The 19949-nt window shown below is 45.0% G+C and carries 19 protein-coding genes and 1 riboswitch; of the genes, 12 read left to right on the top strand and 7 right to left on the bottom strand.

Annotation, left to right across the window (positions count from 1 at the left end; genetic code table 11):
* Positions 1–51 precede the first annotated feature (51 nt).
* A riboswitch (cobalamin riboswitch) is annotated at positions 52–245 on the bottom strand.
* A gap of 200 nt (positions 246–445) precedes the next feature.
* From M3I01_RS18460 to M3I01_RS18450, 3 genes are all read left to right on the top strand, one after another.
* On the top strand, positions 446–2374 hold the full coding sequence (locus M3I01_RS18460; protein WP_255897449.1) for a B12-binding domain-containing radical SAM protein: 1929 nt from the start codon (positions 446–448) through the stop codon (positions 2372–2374).
* Positions 2375–2507: 133 nt separating this feature from the next.
* Positions 2508–3503 carry an ABC transporter substrate-binding protein gene (locus M3I01_RS18455; protein WP_255897448.1) on the top strand — a complete coding sequence of 332 codons (996 nt, stop codon included), beginning with the start codon at positions 2508–2510 and terminating at the stop codon, positions 3501–3503.
* Between the two features lie 147 nt (positions 3504–3650).
* The gene (locus M3I01_RS18450) at positions 3651–5291 is read left to right on the top strand and encodes a diacylglycerol kinase family protein (protein ID WP_275565246.1); all 1641 of its coding nucleotides are present in this window, start codon (positions 3651–3653) and stop codon (positions 5289–5291) included.
* Positions 5292–5366: 75 nt separating this feature from the next.
* Here the strand turns inward: M3I01_RS18450 and M3I01_RS18445 are convergent, their stop codons facing one another.
* The 3 genes from M3I01_RS18445 to M3I01_RS18435 form a co-directional block, all read right to left on the bottom strand.
* Positions 5367–7424 carry a protein-disulfide reductase DsbD family protein gene (locus tag M3I01_RS18445; RefSeq protein WP_275565245.1) on the bottom strand — a complete coding sequence of 686 codons (2058 nt, stop codon included), beginning with the start codon at positions 7422–7424 and terminating at the stop codon, positions 5367–5369.
* A gap of 30 nt (positions 7425–7454) precedes the next feature.
* The gene (locus M3I01_RS18440) at positions 7455–8519 is read right to left on the bottom strand and encodes a TlpA family protein disulfide reductase (protein ID WP_255897441.1); all 1065 of its coding nucleotides are present in this window, start codon (positions 8517–8519) and stop codon (positions 7455–7457) included.
* 69 nt (positions 8520–8588) lie between these two features.
* Positions 8589–9197: an FMN-dependent NADH-azoreductase gene (locus tag M3I01_RS18435; RefSeq protein ID WP_255897440.1), complete on the bottom strand. Its 609-nt coding sequence runs from the start codon at positions 9195–9197 to the stop codon at positions 8589–8591.
* 123 nt (positions 9198–9320) lie between these two features.
* On the opposite strand from M3I01_RS18435, the gene pdxR reads away from it, so the two are divergent.
* Positions 9321–10712: a MocR-like pyridoxine biosynthesis transcription factor PdxR gene (pdxR, locus tag M3I01_RS18430; protein WP_275565244.1), complete on the top strand. Its 1392-nt coding sequence runs from the start codon at positions 9321–9323 to the stop codon at positions 10710–10712.
* 105 nt (positions 10713–10817) lie between these two features.
* Here the strand turns inward: pdxR and M3I01_RS18425 are convergent, their stop codons facing one another.
* The 3 genes from M3I01_RS18425 to M3I01_RS18415 all read right to left on the bottom strand — a co-directional run bounded on the left by M3I01_RS18425 (position 10818) and on the right by M3I01_RS18415 (position 12476).
* Positions 10818–11267, bottom strand: coding sequence for a PA2169 family four-helix-bundle protein (locus M3I01_RS18425; RefSeq protein WP_255897436.1), 450 nt, complete (start codon positions 11265–11267; stop codon positions 10818–10820).
* Positions 11268–11409: 142 nt separating this feature from the next.
* Positions 11410–11859 carry a PA2169 family four-helix-bundle protein gene (locus M3I01_RS18420; protein WP_255897434.1) on the bottom strand — a complete coding sequence of 150 codons (450 nt, stop codon included), beginning with the start codon at positions 11857–11859 and terminating at the stop codon, positions 11410–11412.
* Positions 11860–12125: 266 nt separating this feature from the next.
* The gene (locus M3I01_RS18415; RefSeq protein ID WP_255897433.1) at positions 12126–12476 is read right to left on the bottom strand and encodes a winged helix-turn-helix transcriptional regulator; all 351 of its coding nucleotides are present in this window, start codon (positions 12474–12476) and stop codon (positions 12126–12128) included.
* Positions 12477–12585: 109 nt separating this feature from the next.
* Here M3I01_RS18415 and M3I01_RS18410 point away from each other — a divergent pair, with 109 nt between their 5' ends.
* The 3 genes from M3I01_RS18410 to M3I01_RS18400 are packed head-to-tail and all read left to right on the top strand — an operon-like array spanning position 12586 to position 13799.
* Complete coding sequence (locus tag M3I01_RS18410) at positions 12586–13212, top strand: glutathione binding-like protein (protein WP_255897432.1); 627 nt, start codon at positions 12586–12588, stop codon at positions 13210–13212.
* Complete coding sequence (locus tag M3I01_RS18405) at positions 13212–13580, top strand: nuclear transport factor 2 family protein (RefSeq protein ID WP_255897430.1); 369 nt, start codon at positions 13212–13214, stop codon at positions 13578–13580. The genes M3I01_RS18410 and M3I01_RS18405 overlap by 1 nt, the downstream gene beginning before the upstream one ends.
* 9 nt (positions 13581–13589) lie before the next feature.
* Positions 13590–13799 (top strand): tautomerase family protein, encoded by a 210-nt coding sequence (locus M3I01_RS18400; protein ID WP_112135720.1) that lies wholly within the window; start codon positions 13590–13592, stop codon positions 13797–13799.
* A 127-nt stretch (positions 13800–13926) separates the two neighbouring features.
* Here M3I01_RS18400 and M3I01_RS18395 read toward each other — a convergent pair whose 3' ends face one another.
* Positions 13927–14061, bottom strand: coding sequence for a hypothetical protein (locus M3I01_RS18395; RefSeq protein WP_255897429.1), 135 nt, complete (start codon positions 14059–14061; stop codon positions 13927–13929).
* Between the two features lie 114 nt (positions 14062–14175).
* Between M3I01_RS18395 and M3I01_RS18390 the strand changes: the two genes are divergently transcribed.
* From M3I01_RS18390 to M3I01_RS18370, 5 genes are all read left to right on the top strand, one after another.
* Positions 14176–15594 carry a sigma-54 interaction domain-containing protein gene (locus M3I01_RS18390; RefSeq protein WP_255897427.1) on the top strand — a complete coding sequence of 473 codons (1419 nt, stop codon included), beginning with the start codon at positions 14176–14178 and terminating at the stop codon, positions 15592–15594.
* Between the two features lie 330 nt (positions 15595–15924).
* Complete coding sequence (locus M3I01_RS18385; RefSeq protein WP_255897426.1) at positions 15925–16983, top strand: TRAP transporter substrate-binding protein; 1059 nt, start codon at positions 15925–15927, stop codon at positions 16981–16983.
* 92 nt (positions 16984–17075) lie between these two features.
* Positions 17076–17678: a TRAP transporter small permease subunit gene (locus M3I01_RS18380; RefSeq protein WP_255897424.1), complete on the top strand. Its 603-nt coding sequence runs from the start codon at positions 17076–17078 to the stop codon at positions 17676–17678.
* A gap of 16 nt (positions 17679–17694) precedes the next feature.
* Positions 17695–19056, top strand: coding sequence for a TRAP transporter large permease (locus tag M3I01_RS18375; RefSeq protein ID WP_255897423.1), 1362 nt, complete (start codon positions 17695–17697; stop codon positions 19054–19056).
* Between the two features lie 30 nt (positions 19057–19086).
* On the top strand, positions 19087–19860 hold the full coding sequence (locus M3I01_RS18370) for a 3-hydroxybutyrate dehydrogenase (RefSeq protein WP_255897422.1): 774 nt from the start codon (positions 19087–19089) through the stop codon (positions 19858–19860).
* Positions 19861–19949 lie beyond the last annotated feature (89 nt).

Genomic DNA, 19949 nt, shown 5'->3' with positions numbered 1-19949 from the left:
TGTTGCACTGAGCACGCCCGCACAGTGGTGACATTCGGCTCTCGCACACGCAAGAACCCCCAGTTACAGGCAGGTCTCCGGACTCAAAAGTTGCTGACGCAAGCGTTGCCGCCTTCCCATGGTTTACCACAGTGGCTGTTTGGCAAAGCGTGACTTTTTTACCGTTGCGGGGGCAGCGTCAGAGTTGCACTGACTTCCCTATTATTGCTGACAATTCGCCAACAACCTGTAACCGCGCGCACTCTAACATAAGGCGTTATCAGGGTCAGATGAAAACGAGGGGATTTTGACTCAGTTTTCTTCATCTACGGATTAAGCCGGCCAGATACCTTAAAAATCAACGTCATTGCGAATCAATAACCTCATCATTTTTTGAGGGTGATGATTTCTTTTAAATGCTAGAATCGCGCCTTATTCCGATTAGGTTTTACTTTAAAGGCAAGCTATGACCGTTCTTCTAATGACCCCTCCGATGACCCAGCTAAATACGCCGTATCCGGCAACAGCGTATCTGACGGGTTTTTTACGCTCTCGGGGCTATGAGGCGGTGCAGCGAGACCCTGCCATCGAGCTTTTTCTGGAGATGATGACAGCACCCGCGCTGGACATTATTCGTCAGCATGTAGAAGACAATTTCGAGTCATTTGAAGACGATGAACTGCCCGATGTGATCTACACTTTTATGGCGGAGTTTGATCGCTATCGCCTCGCGGTTGAACCGGTTATCCGTTTTTTACAAGGCAAAGACCCAAGCCTTGCACTGCGCATTGTGTCCCGTCGTTTTTTACCAGAAGGCCCCGCGTTTGACGCGATTGCTCAAATGGAAGCGGTATCTGGCGACATTCTTAAAACCGCCTTTGGCAGCTTGGGGTTACAGGACAAAGCCAAGTATTTGGCGACCTTGTTTATCAATGATTTGTCCGCGGTGATTACGCAAGGCGTTGACCCGTATTTTGAAGTCAGCCGTTACGGCGAGCGTCTTGCGGCGGCGAATCCAAGCTTCGACAACCTCTACGACACCGTCATGGGCGAGCCCAGTTTTAGTTCCGAGATTCTAGAGCAATTGGTCGAAATGTATCTGGAAGAAACCCAACCCAGCGTGGTGGCGCTAACCGTTCCCTTCCCCGGTAATATGTTGGGCGCGCTGCGTATTGCGCAAACCTGTAAAGCGATTAATCCTGACATTCCAATCGTTATGGGCGGTGGTTTTGTGAACACCGAATTGCGCGCCTTAAAAGACCCTCGTGTGTTTGAGTTTATTGATTTTATCTGCCTCGATGACGGCGAACGTCCTTTTATGACCTTGCTGGAATACTTTGACGGCAAACGCGAAATAGACGACTTGGTGCGCACCTACTTCCTTGCAGAAGACGAAAACGGCGAGCAATACGTACATTACAATGAAAACGCTGAGCTGCACGATATACCCCAAACCGATGTTGGCACGCCGATTTACGATGGCTTGCCATTAACCGAATACTTGTCGTTATGTGAGATGCTCAACCCGATGCACCGCATCTGGAGTGATGGCCGTTGGAACAAGCTGACCATTGCTCATGGTTGTTACTGGCGTAAATGCAGCTTTTGCGATGTGACGCTGGATTATATTGATCGCTATGATGCCGCTGGTGCGGATATTTTGGTCGATCGAATCGAAGAATTGATCGAAGAAACCGGACAAACCGGCTTCCATTTCGTCGACGAAGCCGCGCCACCAAAGGCCTTGTTTGCGCTAGCAAGACGATTAATTGAACGCGGCGTGGTGATCAGTTGGTGGGGCAATATTCGCTTTGAAAAAACCTTTACGCCAGAACGCTGTCAGTTGTTGGCGGATTCCGGTTGTGTCGCGGTCAGCGGTGGACTTGAAGTCGCGTCCGACCGATTGCTAAAACTGATGAAAAAAGGCGTGAGTGTCGAGCAAGTCGCCCGTGTCACCAAAGCCTTCAGTGATGCGGATATACTGGTTCATTCTTATCTAATGTATGGTTTCCCCACGCAAACCGAGCAAGAAACCATCGATGCGTTGGAAATGGTACGCCAGATGATGGCTCAAGGCTGCTTTCAGTCTGCTTTCTGGCACCGTTTTGCGGCCACCGCGCACAGCCCGATCGGTATTAATCCTGAAGAGTTTGGCATCACGCTCGCTGAACGTCCTGAGATTTTATTCGCTGAAAACGACGTGGATTTCACCGACCCAACGGGCACAAATCATGAAATGCTGGGCGAAGGACTGCGTAAAGCGCTCTACAATTACATGCACGATATCGGCTTTGATCAGCCAATGAGCTTCTGGTTTGAACAACCAGTGAAACGCACACTGGTGAAAAAAGACCTGATCTCGAAAGCCATTAACAACCTGATTGTTAGCAGTTAAACGCAGTTTCTAAAAAGCTTTTTGGAAAATAACGGGCATCAGATAAAATAGCTTTTTCTGTATGACCCATTTTTTCTTATTATTTCTTATGTTTATAATTGGTTTTCTAATAATGATATAGGAACCCAGTCAAATGAAGATTATGCCTTCAGTACTTCCTGTTATGCTGCTTTCTGCTTTTTCCATTAATGCCAGTGCTGCAGACTGTGGTTCCTTTACCATAGCTGACATGAACTGGAACTCCGCCAGTCTGATTGCCCACGTTGATCAATTCATTCTTAATAACGGCTATCAGTGTGATGCCGAGCTGATCGCGGGTGATAGCGTCCCAACGGGCGTATCGATGATTGAAAAGGGCAAGCCTGATGTTGCACCCGAACTTTGGACCAACGGCATAAAAGAAGCACTGGATAAAGGCGTGGCTGAAAAACGCCTTCGCTATGCTGGAAAATCCTTGCTTGATGGTGGTGAAGAAGGCTTTTGGGTTCCCGCTTATTTAGTCAAACAATACCCAGAAATGGCCACCATTGAAGGTGTTATCAAGCATGCCGATTTATTTGCCCACCCTGAAAGCGATACCAAGCACGCATTTTATGGCTGCCCTGCAGGATGGACATGCCAGATTACGGCCGAGCACCTTTTCAATGCACTTAAACTAGACGAAAGTGGTTTTGAACTGATTGATCCAGGTTCTGGTGCGGGACTCGCCGGCACCATTTCTAAAGCCTATGATCGAAACCAAGCTTGGTTTGGTTACTACTGGTCTCCGACGCCTGTACTGGGCAAGTACAACATGGTGAAAGTGGACTTTGGCACTGGCGCAGACGTAGAGGAATATCGTAACTGTACGACTCAGCCAGACTGCGTGTCGCCAAAAGTGACCATGTACCCACCTTCTCCGGTGCAAACGATAACGACAGAATCCTTTGCTCAACGTGAGCCACAAGCCTTTGAATACTTCGCAAAACGCGGCTTTACCAACCAACAAATGAGCACACTATTAGCCTGGATGGAAGACAATCAAGCCGACGGTGAAGCGGCCATGTATCACTTTTTAGAGCAGTACCCTAAAACGTGGAAAGCGTGGGTTTCTAGCGACGTTGCTGCGAAAATCGAAAAAGCACTCTAATTTTAACCCTTCGCCCGCTCTTTCTAATGTTTCAAGAAAGAGCGGTATTTTCGGCTCCTGCCAACGTTACGCTGCGCCTAACGCTGGCTTTTATTTAGAAAGTGATGCTACTCTTCTGGCAAATGGCTGGATGCTAGGAGAGATGTATTGTTTAATCCAAATTATTATTTATTGGTCACTGCCTTTTTTGTTTTCTTGGGTGTTATGACCAGCACTGTGTACTTTAAGTTGGCTTGGGCATGGTTTGCCCTGTCGTTCTTTTCTGTCAGTCTGGCTTACCTTCTCAACAAACCGACTATTTTTCGCAAACGTTCCGATGGCACTGTGCCTATTTATATTCGCTGGGTATTTATGCCTTTTTTATGGAGCACACAGCTTTATAACAGTTGGGCGAGAAGCACGGATACGGTTCCTGCGTTACAAAAAATAGACGACGGCTTGTACCTTGCCAGACGCCTGTTTCCCTCCGATATTCACGCGATTAAAAGCGAAAATATCAGTGCGGTGTTGGATGTCACGGCGGAATTCAGTTCGATGAACTGGGTCGCTTTTCAAGCCGATATAGATTATTTAAACATTCCCATCCTTGATCATTCTGTTCCTTCTGATACACAAATACAGCGTGCGCTAAACTGGATTCACACTCATCGCAAAACAGGTCGTTCGGTGGTGGTGCATTGCGCCTTAGGCCGTGGTCGTTCTGTTTTTATGATGGCGGCGTATTTACTTAGTCAGAACCCTACATCCTCACCGGCTGAGGTTATGAATAAAGTACGCGCTATTCGTCAAACCGCACGGCTTAACAAGCGTCAGTTTAAGCATTTAACACAAGCATTGGACGATAAGCGCTTAGTGGTTCGCAATACCGCGTGGTTGATCGCGAACCCTGTTTCTGGAAGGCGTCAGTGGGAAGAAGATCAAGAAACGATTTTGCGCTATTTATCTGCCTACTTTGATATAACGGTCAAAACAACAACACCAGAAATGAACGGTACGGTACTGGCCAAAGAGGCGGTAAAAACATCGCCTGATATGGTGATTGCTTGTGGCGGTGATGGCACCATTACCGAGGTAGCGGCGGCGCTGGTAGGAACCCCTATTAAGCTGGGTATTATTCCTTTTGGTACCGCGAATGCCTTAAGTCACGCGCTGTGCGGGACGTTGTCGAAAATCGCATCTCTGGAAACCATGTGTTTGAACTTGATCGACGGCTGCGAGCAGCGAATCGACACCGCCACCTGTAATGGCGAGTTAATGCTGTTACTTGCTGGGATTGGATTTGAGCAACAAATGATTGAAAAAGCCGACCGAAGAAAAAAAAACACCAGTGGCCAGCTCGCCTATTTGCAGGGTTTATGGGAAGCCATCGGTCAGAATGAGATCCATGAGTTTACCGTACAACTGAACGACGACGAACCGTTTACCATCAAGACTCCGAGTCTAACCATTGCCAATGCCGCGCCTATCACCACCTTGTTAGCGCAAGGGAAAGGCGTTCCGAATATCATGGATGGCAAATTGGACTTAACCTGGCTAGATCCTGAGCGTATGCAGATTTTAAATTTGGCGGAATTAGCCTTGCTAGGGATGGGGGACCGAAATGAAGACAGTGACACGCCAGAAGGTAACAGCGGTGTGTTTCATCGTACGGCTCAGCGGGTCACGGTGGATATAAGCCAAGTCGGCCATTATGTCGTCGACGGTGAAGAGCGCCAAGCAGATAAGCTTGAAGTCGTGGTGAAACCTCAATCTTTGAGTGTCGTCGTACCAGAGTCTGCACTGGGCTAAAGCGACACTTCTATTTGACTCTAGGCTAGAGCGTACGACAATCGTACACTCTAGCCTCGCGTCTGCTTACTGTGACTAATTTTTTGCTTGGTCAATCAGCGTTGAAGGAGACAGTATTTGTGGCAGAACCCTCGGTTGATCTACGCCTTTTTTATACCATAAGTACAGAGGCACACCGGAACGCCCATGCTCGGATAAAAAGGCCGTCATTTGGCTATCACCATTTGTCCAGTCACCCACCATAGTAACAACACTTTGTTGTTTCAGTGCGTCCTTCACCTCTTGTCGGTCAATAGAGGTCTTTTCATTCACTTTACAGGTTAAACACCAATCGGCCGTAAAATATAAAAAGACATCTTGCTTTGCACGTAGCGCATTTAAGGTTTCCTGATTAAATGCGACCGTTTCTGTTTGCTCGTTTTTATTGGATGGAGCAGGTGTATCTGACACCCAATTCAACACGACAAACAATGGCACCAACGTCAATATGATGGTCGGCCACCATTTTCCTTTATGCTGTGAGTGCTGCCATAAACCAGTCAACCACAAGCCGAAAGTGGATAACATCGTCACCATCAATATGGACAAAACATAATCGTTATTGGATTGACGCATCAATATCCAAACCAGCCCTAATACGGTTATGAACATAGGCAGAGATAAAATACGTCGTGCGGTGACCATCCAACCACCGGGCTTGGGTAAGCGAGTGCGTAAACTTGGTACAAAGCCCACTAACAAAAAGGGCAATGCCATACCAAAGCCTAAACCGGCAAAAATCACGAAAGCAACGCCAATCGGTAAGATTAAAGCCGCGCCTAAGGCGGTCGCCATAAAAGGCCCTGTACAGGGGGTTGCAATAAATGCCGCCAACACACCAGTCCAAAAATCGCCCATTGGTCCTTTTTGGTCTTGTAGACGAGAGCCTGAGGTTAATGTGCCAATTTCAAATAAGCCCGCTAAATTAAACCCTATTGCACTCATGAGTACGATCAACGCGGCGATCACTGCAGGGCTTTGCAATTGAAATGCCCATCCAACCTGATGCCCCAATGCTCTGAGCCCTAAAATAACACCACCCAATAGTACACAGACCAACACGGCGCCAAGGGTATAAGCCACCGCTCCCATTCTCGCGTTCTTTTCTGATCCTTGATGCGAAAGACTTAAAATCTTTAGGCTTAATATTGGAAAGACACACGGCATGATATTCAACAATAGTCCGCCTAGAATCGCACCGAAGAACGCCGTTATTCCAATCATCCAGCTACTTTGATTTATCGCGTTTGTAGTCCCTGCCATTGCAACAGAAAGCCCTGCGCTGTCTGTTTTAGTTGCGCTAAAGTGAAGGGAAATGCCTTTGTCCAACACCAATACGCCTTCAAACAAATCTCCCAACGCCTCCCCCGATGGAGTCTGCATACTCAGCACATCACCCTCGTGGCGAAAGATCTGTTTGGCATTATTGACTATCGTATTATTAATAATGGGATAGACATGCGCATCATCCGCAGCCATAGAACTTGGTAGTGGCAAGGACAGCTTAAAGACACCATGATCAATGGCAAACTGACCTTTTGCATCCATGGGCTTGGGCAGTTTTTGACGCCATTGATTGAATTGATTTTGCAAACCTTGGTCAAGCCCCCCTTCACCAACGGTGAACGTTTTTTCAATCGTTTGCTGTTCTGGTAAACAACTTGATGGATCACAGACGAGATAACTCATGCCCAATCTGATGGTCAACGATGTGCCTGCCGCAATACCTTTATCAATCGTAATAGGTGCCAGCAAAGCGTACTCGCCGTGATAGATATAGTTCATAATATCACTGACGACCAGCTGGCTAGGTGCAGGGTATTGCACTTCGCCTACGCTAACACCATCAGGTAACTGCCAATTCAAGTTATTCGGAAAACCAGCATCACCAGGGTTAATCCAATAACCATGCCAGCCTTTTTTAGGTGTCATAATGATGGCCAGATCTTGAGTGCTTCCAGCAGATGGGTTTCCTGACTCTGTTATGAGTGAGATAGAAATCAGGCGCGAATCATCGCCCTGTTCATTTGCCATGATTTGCGATGAGCATACCAAGAACACAAACCATGTAATAAAATGAGCAAACCGTTTCATACTGCGCCTTTATGTTTTAAATAATAATCGTTATTTAAAAGTTGAAATTGTTTTGAGCGCTACGCCAAAGTCATCGTCTTGGATAGAGCTCTTCAAGCTTACTTTTCCATCAGGATCAATTAGCGTAATCGTAGGAAGTTGGTTGACACCAAACTGCTTAAACAACGATCCATCAGCATCAAATACAATTGGCAAACTGGTTCCGTAGTTAACGCGGTAGTCTTTCAACTCATCAACAGACGCCCATAAGTTGGTTGATACCGTTACCCACTGGATATTCGATGCGGTTGATTTTTCTTCCAGCAACTCACGAACACGAGTACAAGCTTGAGAGGTTTTCGGCTCAGTTTCTTCTAGATACCATTCACACCAAGGACCAAAGAACACCACTGCGACTTTTTGGGCGCTTGTTGTCTTAAATTTAATATCAAGAGGCTCTTCATCAATGGTGATAAAAGACAAGTCGGACACGGTATCCCCAACTTGATAACCGGACTCTTTTGGCACAAATACTGGATTATTTAACGGCTTACTGCTGATTCTTTCCGCAACCACTTTGTCCAAAGCTTGATGAAACTCTTTATCATCTTTGTGGCCGAAATAGGCAAACTGACCATTTTTATCAATCAGCAAATGCTGAGGTGTCACACGCAAATTAAATACGCGAGCCAACTCGCCATTGTCGATGGTAATAGGCATGGTCAGCCCATATTTGGCACGAAAAGCGGTCACGGATGTTAGGTTGTCACTGATGCCAGTATTCACCGCGATCACTTGAACCTTGTCGCCATACTTCTTATAAACATCTTCAAAGCCCGGCATTTGCTCGCGACATGGAACACACCACGTCGCCCAAAACTTAATATAAACCGGCTTTTTCCCGTAGATTTCTGCCAAATCGATGGTTTTACCATCAATAGTTTCAACCTTCATTTGCGGGGCAGGTGTGCCAACCAAAGACTCACCTGCCGACTTTGCTCGTCGTTCGCCCTCCTCCGAATAGTCTTCTTCAGCATGAGAAACTTGAACGAGTGCAAATAAGCACATAAGTGCCACCAGTGGCTTTTTAAACATAGTATTAAAGCGCGTTATCATAATAATGCTCCTATTATTGAGTCGTAAAAATATTGCAAAAATGAATGGGATCGGGAGAGGAAAATCGAACTACATCACAGTAGCCGCAAGGTGCTCAGATACTCGACGCTGAATCGTCTCTATCTTCTGCTGTACGAACGCCTTGGTACTGACAGTGCCTTCAATAGGGAAGAAAAATACTTGATTTTGTCCAATGGTCGCCAACACTGCTTGCATATAAGGGGTAAAAAAATCAGGCTGGTACGCTGCCTCTCCAGAAAAGGTGCTGCCTGACGACACTAAAATATAAACAGGCTTAGCCTCTAGCAACGGATGCTTTCCTGTGGCAGTAATCTTGAATGTTTTTCCGGCTCGGACCACATGATCAATCCAGCTTTTTAAGCTAGAGGGCACAGAATAATTGTGCATTGGTGAAGCAATAATCACCATATCTGCAGCATCAAGAGAAGCAATTAACTGCTCCGACAAAGCCAGACTTCCGACACTCAGATCGTGGTGACAATCAGGAGAACATAACGCGTCTGCATAGGCGCTATCGATATGAGGAAGTCTTGTTGCATCAATGATTTCGACCTCGACTGGAACCGAATTTGATAATGTCGCAATCATGCTTTGTGCCACATAATAAGACGACGACTCTGTTTGCTTGGGACTGCAATTAATCACTAATACATTCATATATCTCTCTAAGGCTATGTACTGGTTTCACCATAATGGTCAGTATGATACAAATAGATATGGCTCATAATAAGAGCCATAAATTGGATATTTTTATATACCATAAAGCGTATGAGAAGAACGATGTCAAAAGTGCTAGCCTACAAACAGGTTTATCAACGAATTCACACGGCCATTTCACAAGGAACCTTAAAACCGGGTGAGCGCATTCCATCCGCTAGAACACTGGCGAAAGAAATGGGCGTAGCACGAGGAACAGTCGAAGAAGGCTATTCACTGTTAAAAGCGGAAGGGTATATTGAATCTAAAGGTCAAGCGGGCACACGAGTAAGTAAAAATCTATACGATCAATCAAAAGTCAGAAAGGCCAAAGTTAATACCCGACAGCCTGGATTTCATTCTGAAATCGAAACCGTTGACATTTTACCGTTTCAATTAGGTCTCCCTGCCTTAGATGCCTTTCCTAGGCAAGTTTGGTCGAGAATGGCCGCGAGGTGCGCACGAAACATCGGCATGGAGGACCTTGCTCATCCTTCCGTTTATGGTCTTCCTCAATTAAGAATCGCAATTGCTCAATATCTACAGCTTTCTCGAGGCGTCCAGTGCGATGGCACTCAAGTGTTTATTACGTCAGGCTATGTTCATTCTATCAATTGGACGACACATGTGCTTTTGAAAGAAAAAGCCAATGTCGGAATAGAGGATCCTGGTTACCCACTGACGAGACACATTTTATCCAACAACCATTTCAATAGCGTTTCGATTCCAGTCGATAAAGAAGGCATCCATTTACCGACAAATATCCAAGCCGATGCGATTATTGTCACGCCTGCACATCAAAGCCCAACCTGTGTTTCCTTATCTCTTCGACGCCGGCAGGAACTACTGAATTGGGCAGAGACAAATCAGAGCTGGATATTTGAAGACGACTATGACGGCGAATACAGACACACAGGCCTTCCTTTACGAGCCTTAAAAAGTTTAGACACTCAGGATAGAGTGGTGTATTTAGGCACTTTCAGTAAGATGCTTTTCCCCAGTTTGAGAATGTCTTATATCGTCGTTCCAAAAAGCCAAATAGCTCGGTTTGAACGATGTTCAGAGCTGTATACGGGAAATGTCCCCACATTAACTCAAGCCTGTGTTCTGGCCTTTATGCAAGAAGGTCACCTTTCTCGACATATTCAGCGTATGAGAAAGCTGTATCGAGAGCGTCGAGAGCTAATGGCTAATGTATTGCAAAAAGTATTAGGTGACATGGTGTCAATCGAGCCACAACCCGGTGGCATGCACATGCTATTAAAATTGACAGATGAAAATGCAAACGATGCTGAACTTTGTCATAAAATGATGAAAGCAGGGCTGTTTGCTCAAGCTTTGTCGAAATGGTCATCTGGGCGCGTTCACCCAACTCTGATTTTAAGTTTTACCAACATTCACACAGAAAAAGAGTGCATCGAATTGGCTTACCGTTTAAAAACACTTATTGCTGAAGCGGTTATATGTACTAGCTAAAGCTCCGCTTGACTATCTTTTCTATAAGCAAAAAAAACCAGCAATCACCCTTAATCTGTGAATGCTGGCTTTTGATTTTTCTCGGTATTACATCGACCTTTTCTCTTAGTGCTGAATGGTCACTTGCAGTGCTTTCATTTCATCGTGGCACTCTTTCATTCTGACTTTGACGCGCTGAAGCGTGACTTCGCAATCCTGCGCTTGTTTTTTCTCTAACGCAGCGTCAATTTCGTCTAGCACTTTGTCTTCCACTTCTTCTAGCTGATCAACATAAGTGAAGCTGGTGTCGCTAGACATCTTAGACAATAACTTAGTATAAGCCTGGCGTGCCTTCACCGCGTTACTGGTGTCGGTCTCTGGATGCCCATCTTCTTGGACGGCGAATTTTTGAAGTTCTGCAACCGCTTCTTCTTTCGCGCTGATCATGCGATTAAAAAAGGCTTGGTAAGTGGTGTTATCCAATTTGGTTGTCGCTTCTTGGTAGAATTCAATGCCACCGTTCATCACTTTTATAATGTCTGAAATATGATTAGTCTGAACTGTTTGAGTTTGCATGTTTCCTCCTGATTAGCGTTTCGTTTACTTCGTTTTCCTAATGTCATTTATCCTAATGTCATCATTCAGTCGCCCTTTCCCCGAGTCTCTTTCTTACTGAATCGAGCAAACTTAGAGAAAAGAGATGACTCTATTATGAGTGTTAAGCCGCTTCTTTTTGCAGGGCTTTCATTTCGTCATGACACTCTTTCATTCTGACTTTGATCCGCTGAAGCGTGACTTCACAGTCCTGCTTTTGCTCTCTTTCAAGAGCAAGATCGAGCTCTTCTAGCACTTTGTCTTCCACTTCTTCTAATTGATCAATGTAAGTAAAGGCAGTGGAATCGCTGGAAACCTTAGATAGCAACTTGGTGTAAGCTTGACGCATTTTCACCACATTACTGGTGTCGGTCTCTGGTTGCCCTTTTTCTTGGACTGCGAATTGTTGTAGCTCTGCCGCTGCTTCTTGTTTGGCACTGATCATGCGATTAAAGAAGGCTTGGTAAGCAGTGGTATCCAATTTAGTTTTCGCTTCTTGGTAGAATTCAATGCCACCATTCATCACTTTTATAATGTCTGTAATGTGCTTGACTTGATCTGTTTGATTTTGCATGTTTCCTCCTGATTAGCGTTTTGTGTATTTCGTTTTGCTGGTTAAATAGTTGGCGATAGAGCCCATAAAAACAACCCAGTTTCTGGGAATACACATAGGCTCCATACTTTATGCAAAAAGTAGAGAGTCTTTTACAATCTGTGTTTTCTTCATAATTTACAGCGCAATTATCATTAGAGTTCAAGCCGCAACTCTTGATCTAAACTAGCCTCTAAGCCTTTCAAGTGTGCCACTGTGGTGAAAAGTGTGTACTACTGAGCCTTATGTCACTCAGATTCTTTTAATTTCAGTTTGTGCCCAACTTGAACAATAGCATCAAGCGCTGGAATCAATTCTTGACCAAACGCCGTCAGCTCATATTCAACAGAAGGTGGCGAGGTTGGAAGGACATTTCTATTTATTAGTCCACGCGCCTTCAATTCCGTTAGTCGAGTAGACAATACTTTGGCTGAAATCGGTGGAATATCCACTCTCAGTTCATTAAAGCGCCTTGGCTCCATACGCAAACACCAAATAACGTTAGGAGCCCATGCGCCAGAAATGAGTGCCATACAGTCTGTCAGTGCGCAGGGTTCTGGTGGGAGGGGGCTTTTATTTTTTCGTAGTTTCAATGCCATAAAGGTAATCAGGTTACTGGAGAGAAACCTGATTTTATAGGTTACCTATGGTAACTAGCAATAGGTTAGATACTATATATCTACTTATTCATCAATCTATGGACACATTATGAAGCTTTATTACAAAACAGGCGCCTGCTCAATGGCATCACACATTCTCCTAAACGAACTAAATTTGCCGTTTGAATTAGAAGAAGTTAATACCGAAAAAGGCACGACTAGCCAAGGTATTCAATACAACACCATTAATCCAAACGGTTATGTTCCCGCACTAGGGTTTGATAATGCCGACGTACTCACCGAAAACATTGCGATACTTCAATATTTAGGCAATTTAAGCCCAGAACAGGCACTCATGCCTTCTAGCGATAGCTTTGAACATACCCGTCTGCAAGAGCTTTTAGGTTACCTTGCCACTGAATTGCATAAAGCCTATAGCCCATTTTTTTCAAATATTGCCTTGAACGCTGACACAAAAAAACTAACGGAAGAAAAAATAGCCAAACGTATTGAATCCATTGAGACTCGCTTAATGGATGGCCGCCATTTTTTAATGGGCCAACATTATACGGTTGCGGATGCCTACGCATTTGTGATTTTGAATTGGTCTAATTTTATTGGTTTATCACTTGAGCGTTGGCCCTATACCGATGCCTTCATGCAAAGAATCTATAACCGCCCAGCAACCCAGAAGGCCATGCTCGCTGAAGGCCTCATTAAAAGTGAGGCACTCTAATGGACGCATTCTCTGACATTACAACAGTACTCAATCGCTATTTCGACACGCTCTATTACTGTGACCTTGATAAGTTCGATATGGTGTTTCATGAACGAGCGATCTATATCACAGCAGATGAATCACCCACTTTGTGTTATGGAATGGGTGAATACCGAAAAATCATTGCACAGCGAGAATCGCCTGCCTCCCGCCAAGAACCCAGAAAAGATTGTATTGATGGCATCGAATTGGCTGGTGAAAATACTGCCAGAGCCAGAGTGAGATGCGCCATTGGGTCGCGGGATTTTGTGGATTTCTTAACCCTAATTCGCGAGGATGGTCAGTGGAAAATCATTGCGAAAGTCTTTCAAATCATAGAAAAATAGGAACGAAACATGCCCTACGTAAATATAAAAATCACCCGTGAAGGTGTTACACAAGATCAAAAATCCGCCCTCATCAAAGGCGTAACCGATTTATTAAAAGAGGTACTCGGCAAGTCTCCAGCAACCACCTTTGTAGTCATCAATGAGGTTGATTTAGAAGACTGGGGAATAGGGGGATTACCCGTAGAAGAGTATAGAAAAACGCTCGATAAACCCTAGCAATACGGTTGTTTTAGCGAGACTCACCGAAATATTGTACTACGGTAAGCGTCTACTAAAAAAAGCATAACCTCTACAAAAGAGTCTCTACTGAAGTAGCGGCTCTTTTTTTTCAACCCTGCAATGTTTAAATAACAAACGACTGTGTCTTTATGCCTTCTTTTTGATGAAATAAATAAGCACTTTTTCGTACCGCGTCGATAAAGAGATCAGCCAATAACGAATGCAAGCCGCTGCTGATGGTTTGCTTAAGTATGTTCATGTCGATTCTTAAGTTAAGGAAAAGCAGCTTATTTAGATTAGAATGTTTGCTTAGACAAAAAACCAATAACAAAAAAGCGGATTGATTCATCACGGAACAATAAGCGGAGTTGAAATGTCATTAAAGAAACTAGAAAAACTCTCGCAGGCAGCCAACACTTACAAAGCCATTTTGAATGCGATGGAAGAATGGGTCGTTATTGTCGACCATCAAGCAAAGATTTTTTTCATCAACCGACCTTATGCACGCTTTCTCGGTGTGAAGGCGGAGGATGTGAAAGGAAAAAAGGTCACCGACGTCATTGAAAACACTCGTATGCACATTACCGTGCAAACAGGCCAAGCGGAGCGGTTGTCTTTTCAGAAGATTTTAGGCAGTAACATGATTGCTAGCCGCTTCCCCATCGTCGATCAAGGCGAGGTCATTGGTGCGGTGGGCACAGTGATTTTTCATGATACTCATGAATGGAAGCAAATTAACAGCCACATAAAAGCCCTTCTGGCCGAGCAAGATTTTCAATACCAAAAAAGCATCGCCTCCGACAAGGCCAACACGGGGGCTAACTTTCACCTAAATGACATCATCGGTGACAGTCAGGTGATGAAATCCTTGAGTGCCAAAGTCACGCAAGTGGCGTCCGGTGACGTAACAGTATTAATTCGTGGCGAATCTGGAACAGGGAAAGAGCTATACGCCCATGCCATCCACCAGCTGTCTGATCGGGCGGAATTTCCATTTATTAAAGTCAATTGCGCCGCGATCCCAGAAAATTTGTTAGAAAGTGAATTATTCGGCTATGAAGAAGGCGCGTTTACCGGTGCAAAAAAAGGCGGCAAGCCCGGTAAATTCCAATTAGCCAATGGCGGGACTTTGTTTCTCGACGAGATCGGCGACTTACCTTTATTGATGCAGGCCAAACTGCTTCGTGTGTTACAAGACCGAGAAGTCGAGTCCGTGGGCGGCATAGGATCAACCCCGTTGAATATTCGCCTAATCACCGCGACACATCGCCCATTAGAAAGCTTAATAGCAAGTGGGGATTTCAGAGAAGACCTTTACTATCGTATCAACGTGGTGGCGATTGACCTCCCACCACTGCGAGAACGCCGCGAAGATATCGCCAAACTCGCCGATTTTTTCCTACAAAAGCTGTCTAGAAGAACCGGTCGCCGTGCCCCTAAACTCACCGTGCAGGCGTTGACGGCTATGCTGGCGTACAACTGGCCAGGCAATATCCGTGAGCTTGAAAACGTCATGGAAGCCGCGTTCTACACCAGTCATGATCGAAAAATTCCACTTTCATTATTACCGACACAAGTATCTCAAACCGAAAATCTATCGCCGCCAAACCATGCGCCTCTTGGTATCACGCCACCTATCGGCAGCCTAAAAGATCAGCTCAATGTAGCAGAGAGAAACATCATCAAAACGGCCCTGATTGAATGCGGTGACAACCGAACAAAAGCCGCGAAACAACTTGGTATCAGTAAATCCACTTTCTACGAAAAGCTCGATAAGCACGGAATAAGCTGATCATTCGGTTAGGAAAAACGTGCAAAGAAAGAGCAAGAAACACGCCATATCGTCCCAAAAATCGGATACTGTCTTATTTGTCGGACTATAGTTAAAGAGAAAGCACTCTATTTTCTATGAAAACCGTCCGATTTTCCGGAAATAAATTGACTTCATTGTTATCGAAAACGATAAAAACTCACTAACCAATTGAAAACAAAGCAGTTTGTTTTTATGGCACTCTTCTTGATAAGGCCATAGACAGCACCATAGTTGCCTATGGCGTACACGGAACAAGCTATGCTCTCTATGATTTGAAAGAACACACAATAAAAATAATAGGATTAAAAAATGAAAAATGCTTTGATAACAGCAACTTGCTTAACCACCTTAAGCTTCGCGATGCCTTCTTATGCAGACTTCGACAAAGTCCGTTGGCAAGTACCCATGGCGTTCTCTTCCTCTTTAACGGCACTGGGTGACACCATGCCGGAAGTGTCAAAAATGCTCAGCGACATGAGTGGCAAAAAAGTCAAACTTCAAGTGTTCGAACCTGGTTCGTTAATCCCTGCCCTGAGTATTTTTGATAACGTCAGCGCAGGCAATGTTTCTGCAGGCTACTCTTGGATGGGCTACGAATGGGGACAAATCCCAGCGGCGGCACTGTTCGGCGCAACGCCATTTGGCCTTGAATCAAATGAATTTACCGCGTGGATGTATTATCACGACGGCGATAAAATGCTCAAAGAGCTTTTCAAGCCTTACGATGTTTATCCTATTCTTTGCGGCACTATTAGCCCAGAAGCAGCGGGTTGGTTCCGAAAAGAAATCAAATCCGTTGACGATCTAAACGGTCTTAAATTTCGCGCAGCAGGACTTGGCGGTGAAATCATGTCTGAATTCGGCATGTCGATCAATGTCTTTCCGGGTGGCGAACTTTATCAAGCCTTAGAAACCGGCGTTTTGGACGGCACCGAATTCTCTATTCCTACGGTGGATGAGCAGCTTGGTTTTTATCAAGTGGCCAAACACTACTACCTTCCAGGTTGGCACCAGCCTTCGACTAACCAGTTCCTTTATATCAACATGAATGACTGGAACAACCTCAACAAACAAACACAATCTTTGATTGAGAATACCTGTGTGGCCGCCAACACTATGTCGATATCTAAGTCAGAAGCGCTACAAGGTGGTGTATTGACTCGGTTTAAAGAAAAAGGCGTACAACTGCATCAGTATTCTCCTGAAATCTTGAGCGCCTTTGAAGAAGCAACAGACAAAGTCATGGCGCGTCATTCTGCTGAAAACCCTGAATTTAACAAGATCTACTCTTCTATGAAAGCCTTCCAGAAAGAGCACAGCACTTGGAAAAAATTCGGCTATTTACCACGTGATTGGGGTACGAAATAACTCTATTTGAACTCTGTTAAGTGAGTCGGCACCTTAGGGTGCCGACGTTTTTCACTGGATGTATAAACCATCCGGAATCAAAGGGGAAAGACATGTCCGATCCATCGACTGAATTGAATTTAGCTGAAATCGAGGCGAAATTATCGCATTCTAATATTGCCGAGCTACCTCATACCAAGGTGTCACAATATCTCGAATCTTTTATTGAAAAAATGGGCCGATGCACTTCTTGGATATGGTTAGCGTTAATGCTCCTAATCGTAGGCAACGCCCTAATGCGCTACTTTTTCAATACAACATTTGTGGCGTTAGAGGAACTGCAATGGCACTTGTACGCTGTTGGTTTCATGCTCGGTCTGTCCTACTGTTTTATTCACGATGGTCATGTTCGCGTTGATGCGTTGGCTGAACATTGGCCAATGAAACGAAGAGTGTGGGTGGAAATCGTTGGAATCAGCCTTTTATTATTGCCCTTTTGTTTTGTGATGTTTAGCTATGCCCTTCCCTTTGTTGAGCGATCTTATCGACTAAACGAGGTATCGCCATCTTTTGATGGTCTGCCAATGCGTTGGATTCTCAAGTCATTCATTTTGATCGCACTGGCTTTGTTGATCATGGCAGCCACTTCTCGCTGGCTTCGCTGTGTCGCTTTCCTTAGAGGCGTATCTACTCATAACAGCCATTCAAAAGGCTAATTGTCAGGGGAAGTTTGTGTTCGAAGCATATGAACTCTTAGTTATAGCCATGCTTGGCTGTTTTATTTTATTGATTTTTTCTGGTTTTCCAGTTGCTTGGATTCTTGCGGGATTGGCAATTGTCTTCAGTGTCATTGGTGTTTTAACGTCTCAATATCTGGATTGGGACACCTATTATATGAACGATTGGCGCATTTACGGCACCATCGTCCAAAGGATTTACGCCCAAATGAGCAATTGGGTGCTCGTCGCCCTGCCTATGTTTATTTTCATGGGACTTATGCTGGAACGTTCCGGTGTCGCTGAACGCTTGATGGTGAACTTTGTTAATTTGTTTGGTCGCTTTCGAGGTGGACTGGGCGTGGCCGTCATTTTAATCGGTATCTTGTTTGCGGCGTCAACGGGCATCGTTGGTGCGTCCGTGGTGTTGCTGGCTATGCTGTCTATGCCAGTGATGTTAGAGCAAAAATATTCGCCTTCCTTCGCCAGTGGTATTGTTGCGTCGTCGGGAACCTTAGGAATTTTGATTCCCCCTAGCATCATGTTGATCATCATGGCGGATCAGCTTTCTCTTTCTGTCGGCAACTTGTTTATGGGGGCGTTGATTCCGGGGTTATTGCTCGGCGCCTTGTACATTGTCTATGTCATCTTGTCCGCCATATTTAACCCATCAGTCTGCCAACCTCCGCAGAATTTACCTCCCGTTACCATGGGATTAATCTGGTCTGCGCTAAAGGCTGTTTTTCCGCCTCTCGCGCTTATTCTTTCGGTTTTGGGCTCTATTTTTATGGGGATTGTGTCGCCTACCGAAGCCGCTGGTGTGGGCGCATTAGGTGCAACCCTATTGGCCATTTTGAACAAACGCTTCAACATGAAAGTGTTGGCCGAAGTGTGTCGTAAAACCACTATTACAACGTCCTTTGTATTCGGCATTTTCTTAGGCGCAACGGCGTTTGCGGTGGTCTTAAGAACGCTTGGTGGTGACGAGTTCATCAGCGATTTACTACAAAGTATTCCCTTGTCACCCGCTGGCATTATCGTGGTCATCCTTTTGATCGCTTTTGTCGCTGGTTTCTTTTTAGATTGGCTGGAAATCAGTTTGATACTACTGCCGCTTGTCGGCCCCGTCGTTGTCGCATTAGATTTCAATTTGGTGTGGTTTGTAGTGTTGTTTGCTTTGGCGCTACAAACCTCTTTTTTAACGCCTCCTGTCGGCTTCTCTCTTTTCTATCTCAAGGGTGTCGCACCACCTGGTGTGACCACACTACACATATACAAAGGCGTCATTCCATTCGTCCTTTTGCAGTTGTTGGCGGTACTTTTGGTCTTCTTATTTCCAGATCTCGTCCTTTGGTTACCAGAAGTAATTTACGGTTAGCCGCTTGCTTTCCAGTTTGGAGAATAAAAAATGAACAATAAAACAGTCTTAATTACGGGAGCGGCCAGTGGCATAGGGTTAGAGATTGCCCATGCATTTCTCAAATCCAATATGAATGTCGCCATTTTAGATTTCAGTCAGAGTGCAATCGAAGACGCTAAAAATCGACTGTCTGAATTTAATCAGCACTGTGCTTTCTTTGCCTGTGATGTCACCAATGAAACGCAGTTTATGGGCGCCATAGATTCCGCCATTGAGCAATTTGGCCACATCGACATTCTGATCAATAATGCTGGTGTTCAATATATTGCGCCCATTGAAGAATTTCCTTCAGAAACGTACCGTCGGTTAATCGACATTATGTTGATCGCGCCCTTTCTGGCGATCAAGAAAATACTGCCGCTGATGAAAGAAAAAGGCGATGGTCGAATCATTAATATGGCGTCAATTAATGGCTTAATCGGTTTTGCAGGGAAAGCAGGCTATAACTCTGCCAAACATGGCGTAATTGGCCTCACTAAGGTCGCAGCACTCGAAGCCGCGCCTTTTGGTGTGACCATCAATGCGCTGTGTCCCGGCTATGTGGACACGCCCTTGGTGAGGAATCAGCTGGCAGAGTTAGCAAAGACGCGCAACGTCTCCCTCGACAACGTATTAGAAGAAGTCATTTGGCCGCTGGTGCCGCAACGACGCTTACTCACCGTAGATGAAATTTCGGACTACTGTTTGTTTCTCACCAGCCCTTCGGCAAAAGGCGTAACTGGACAAGCTATCGTCATTGATGGGGGGTATACCGCGCAATAGAAACAGTCAAAAAAAGTCTTCAAATGCGTTTCGGAAAGTAAAAAATGGCCTTAATATTGCTTTAAGGTCATTTTTTTGTACTCTACTAA

Source organism: Marinomonas maritima (genome assembly GCF_024435075.2).
In the GTDB taxonomy this organism is placed as follows: Bacteria; Pseudomonadota; Gammaproteobacteria; order Pseudomonadales; family Marinomonadaceae; genus Marinomonas; species Marinomonas maritima.
The sequence above is the reverse complement of the archived record's forward strand: the minus strand, read 5'-3'. Positions and strand labels throughout refer to the sequence as shown.

What these genes read in the sequence shown, in the direction of transcription:
- M3I01_RS18460 (WP_255897449.1), top strand. Translation starts at nt 446, where the DNA reads ATGACCGTTCTTCTAATGACCCCTCCGATGACCCAGCTAAATACGCCG.
- M3I01_RS18455 (WP_255897448.1), top strand. Translation starts at nt 2,508, where the DNA reads ATGAAGATTATGCCTTCAGTACTTCCTGTTATGCTGCTTTCTGCTTTT.
- M3I01_RS18445 (WP_275565245.1), bottom strand. Translation starts at nt 7,424, where the DNA reads ATGAAACGGTTTGCTCATTTTATTACATGGTTTGTGTTCTTGGTATGC.
- M3I01_RS18440 (WP_255897441.1), bottom strand. Translation starts at nt 8,519, where the DNA reads ATGATAACGCGCTTTAATACTATGTTTAAAAAGCCACTGGTGGCACTT.
- M3I01_RS18435 (WP_255897440.1), bottom strand. Translation starts at nt 9,197, where the DNA reads ATGAATGTATTAGTGATTAATTGCAGTCCCAAGCAAACAGAGTCGTCG.
- pdxR (WP_275565244.1), top strand. Translation starts at nt 9,321, where the DNA reads ATGTCAAAAGTGCTAGCCTACAAACAGGTTTATCAACGAATTCACACG.
- M3I01_RS18425 (WP_255897436.1), bottom strand. Translation starts at nt 11,267, where the DNA reads ATGCAAACTCAAACAGTTCAGACTAATCATATTTCAGACATTATAAAA.
- M3I01_RS18420 (WP_255897434.1), bottom strand. Translation starts at nt 11,859, where the DNA reads ATGCAAAATCAAACAGATCAAGTCAAGCACATTACAGACATTATAAAA.
- M3I01_RS18415 (WP_255897433.1), bottom strand. Translation starts at nt 12,476, where the DNA reads ATGGCATTGAAACTACGAAAAAATAAAAGCCCCCTCCCACCAGAACCC.
- M3I01_RS18410 (WP_255897432.1), top strand. Translation starts at nt 12,586, where the DNA reads ATGAAGCTTTATTACAAAACAGGCGCCTGCTCAATGGCATCACACATT.
- M3I01_RS18405 (WP_255897430.1), top strand. Translation starts at nt 13,212, where the DNA reads ATGGACGCATTCTCTGACATTACAACAGTACTCAATCGCTATTTCGAC.
- M3I01_RS18400 (WP_112135720.1), top strand. Translation starts at nt 13,590, where the DNA reads ATGCCCTACGTAAATATAAAAATCACCCGTGAAGGTGTTACACAAGAT.
- M3I01_RS18395 (WP_255897429.1), bottom strand. Translation starts at nt 14,061, where the DNA reads ATGAACATACTTAAGCAAACCATCAGCAGCGGCTTGCATTCGTTATTG.
- M3I01_RS18390 (WP_255897427.1), top strand. Translation starts at nt 14,176, where the DNA reads ATGTCATTAAAGAAACTAGAAAAACTCTCGCAGGCAGCCAACACTTAC.
- M3I01_RS18385 (WP_255897426.1), top strand. Translation starts at nt 15,925, where the DNA reads ATGAAAAATGCTTTGATAACAGCAACTTGCTTAACCACCTTAAGCTTC.
- M3I01_RS18380 (WP_255897424.1), top strand. Translation starts at nt 17,076, where the DNA reads ATGTCCGATCCATCGACTGAATTGAATTTAGCTGAAATCGAGGCGAAA.
- M3I01_RS18370 (WP_255897422.1), top strand. Translation starts at nt 19,087, where the DNA reads ATGAACAATAAAACAGTCTTAATTACGGGAGCGGCCAGTGGCATAGGG.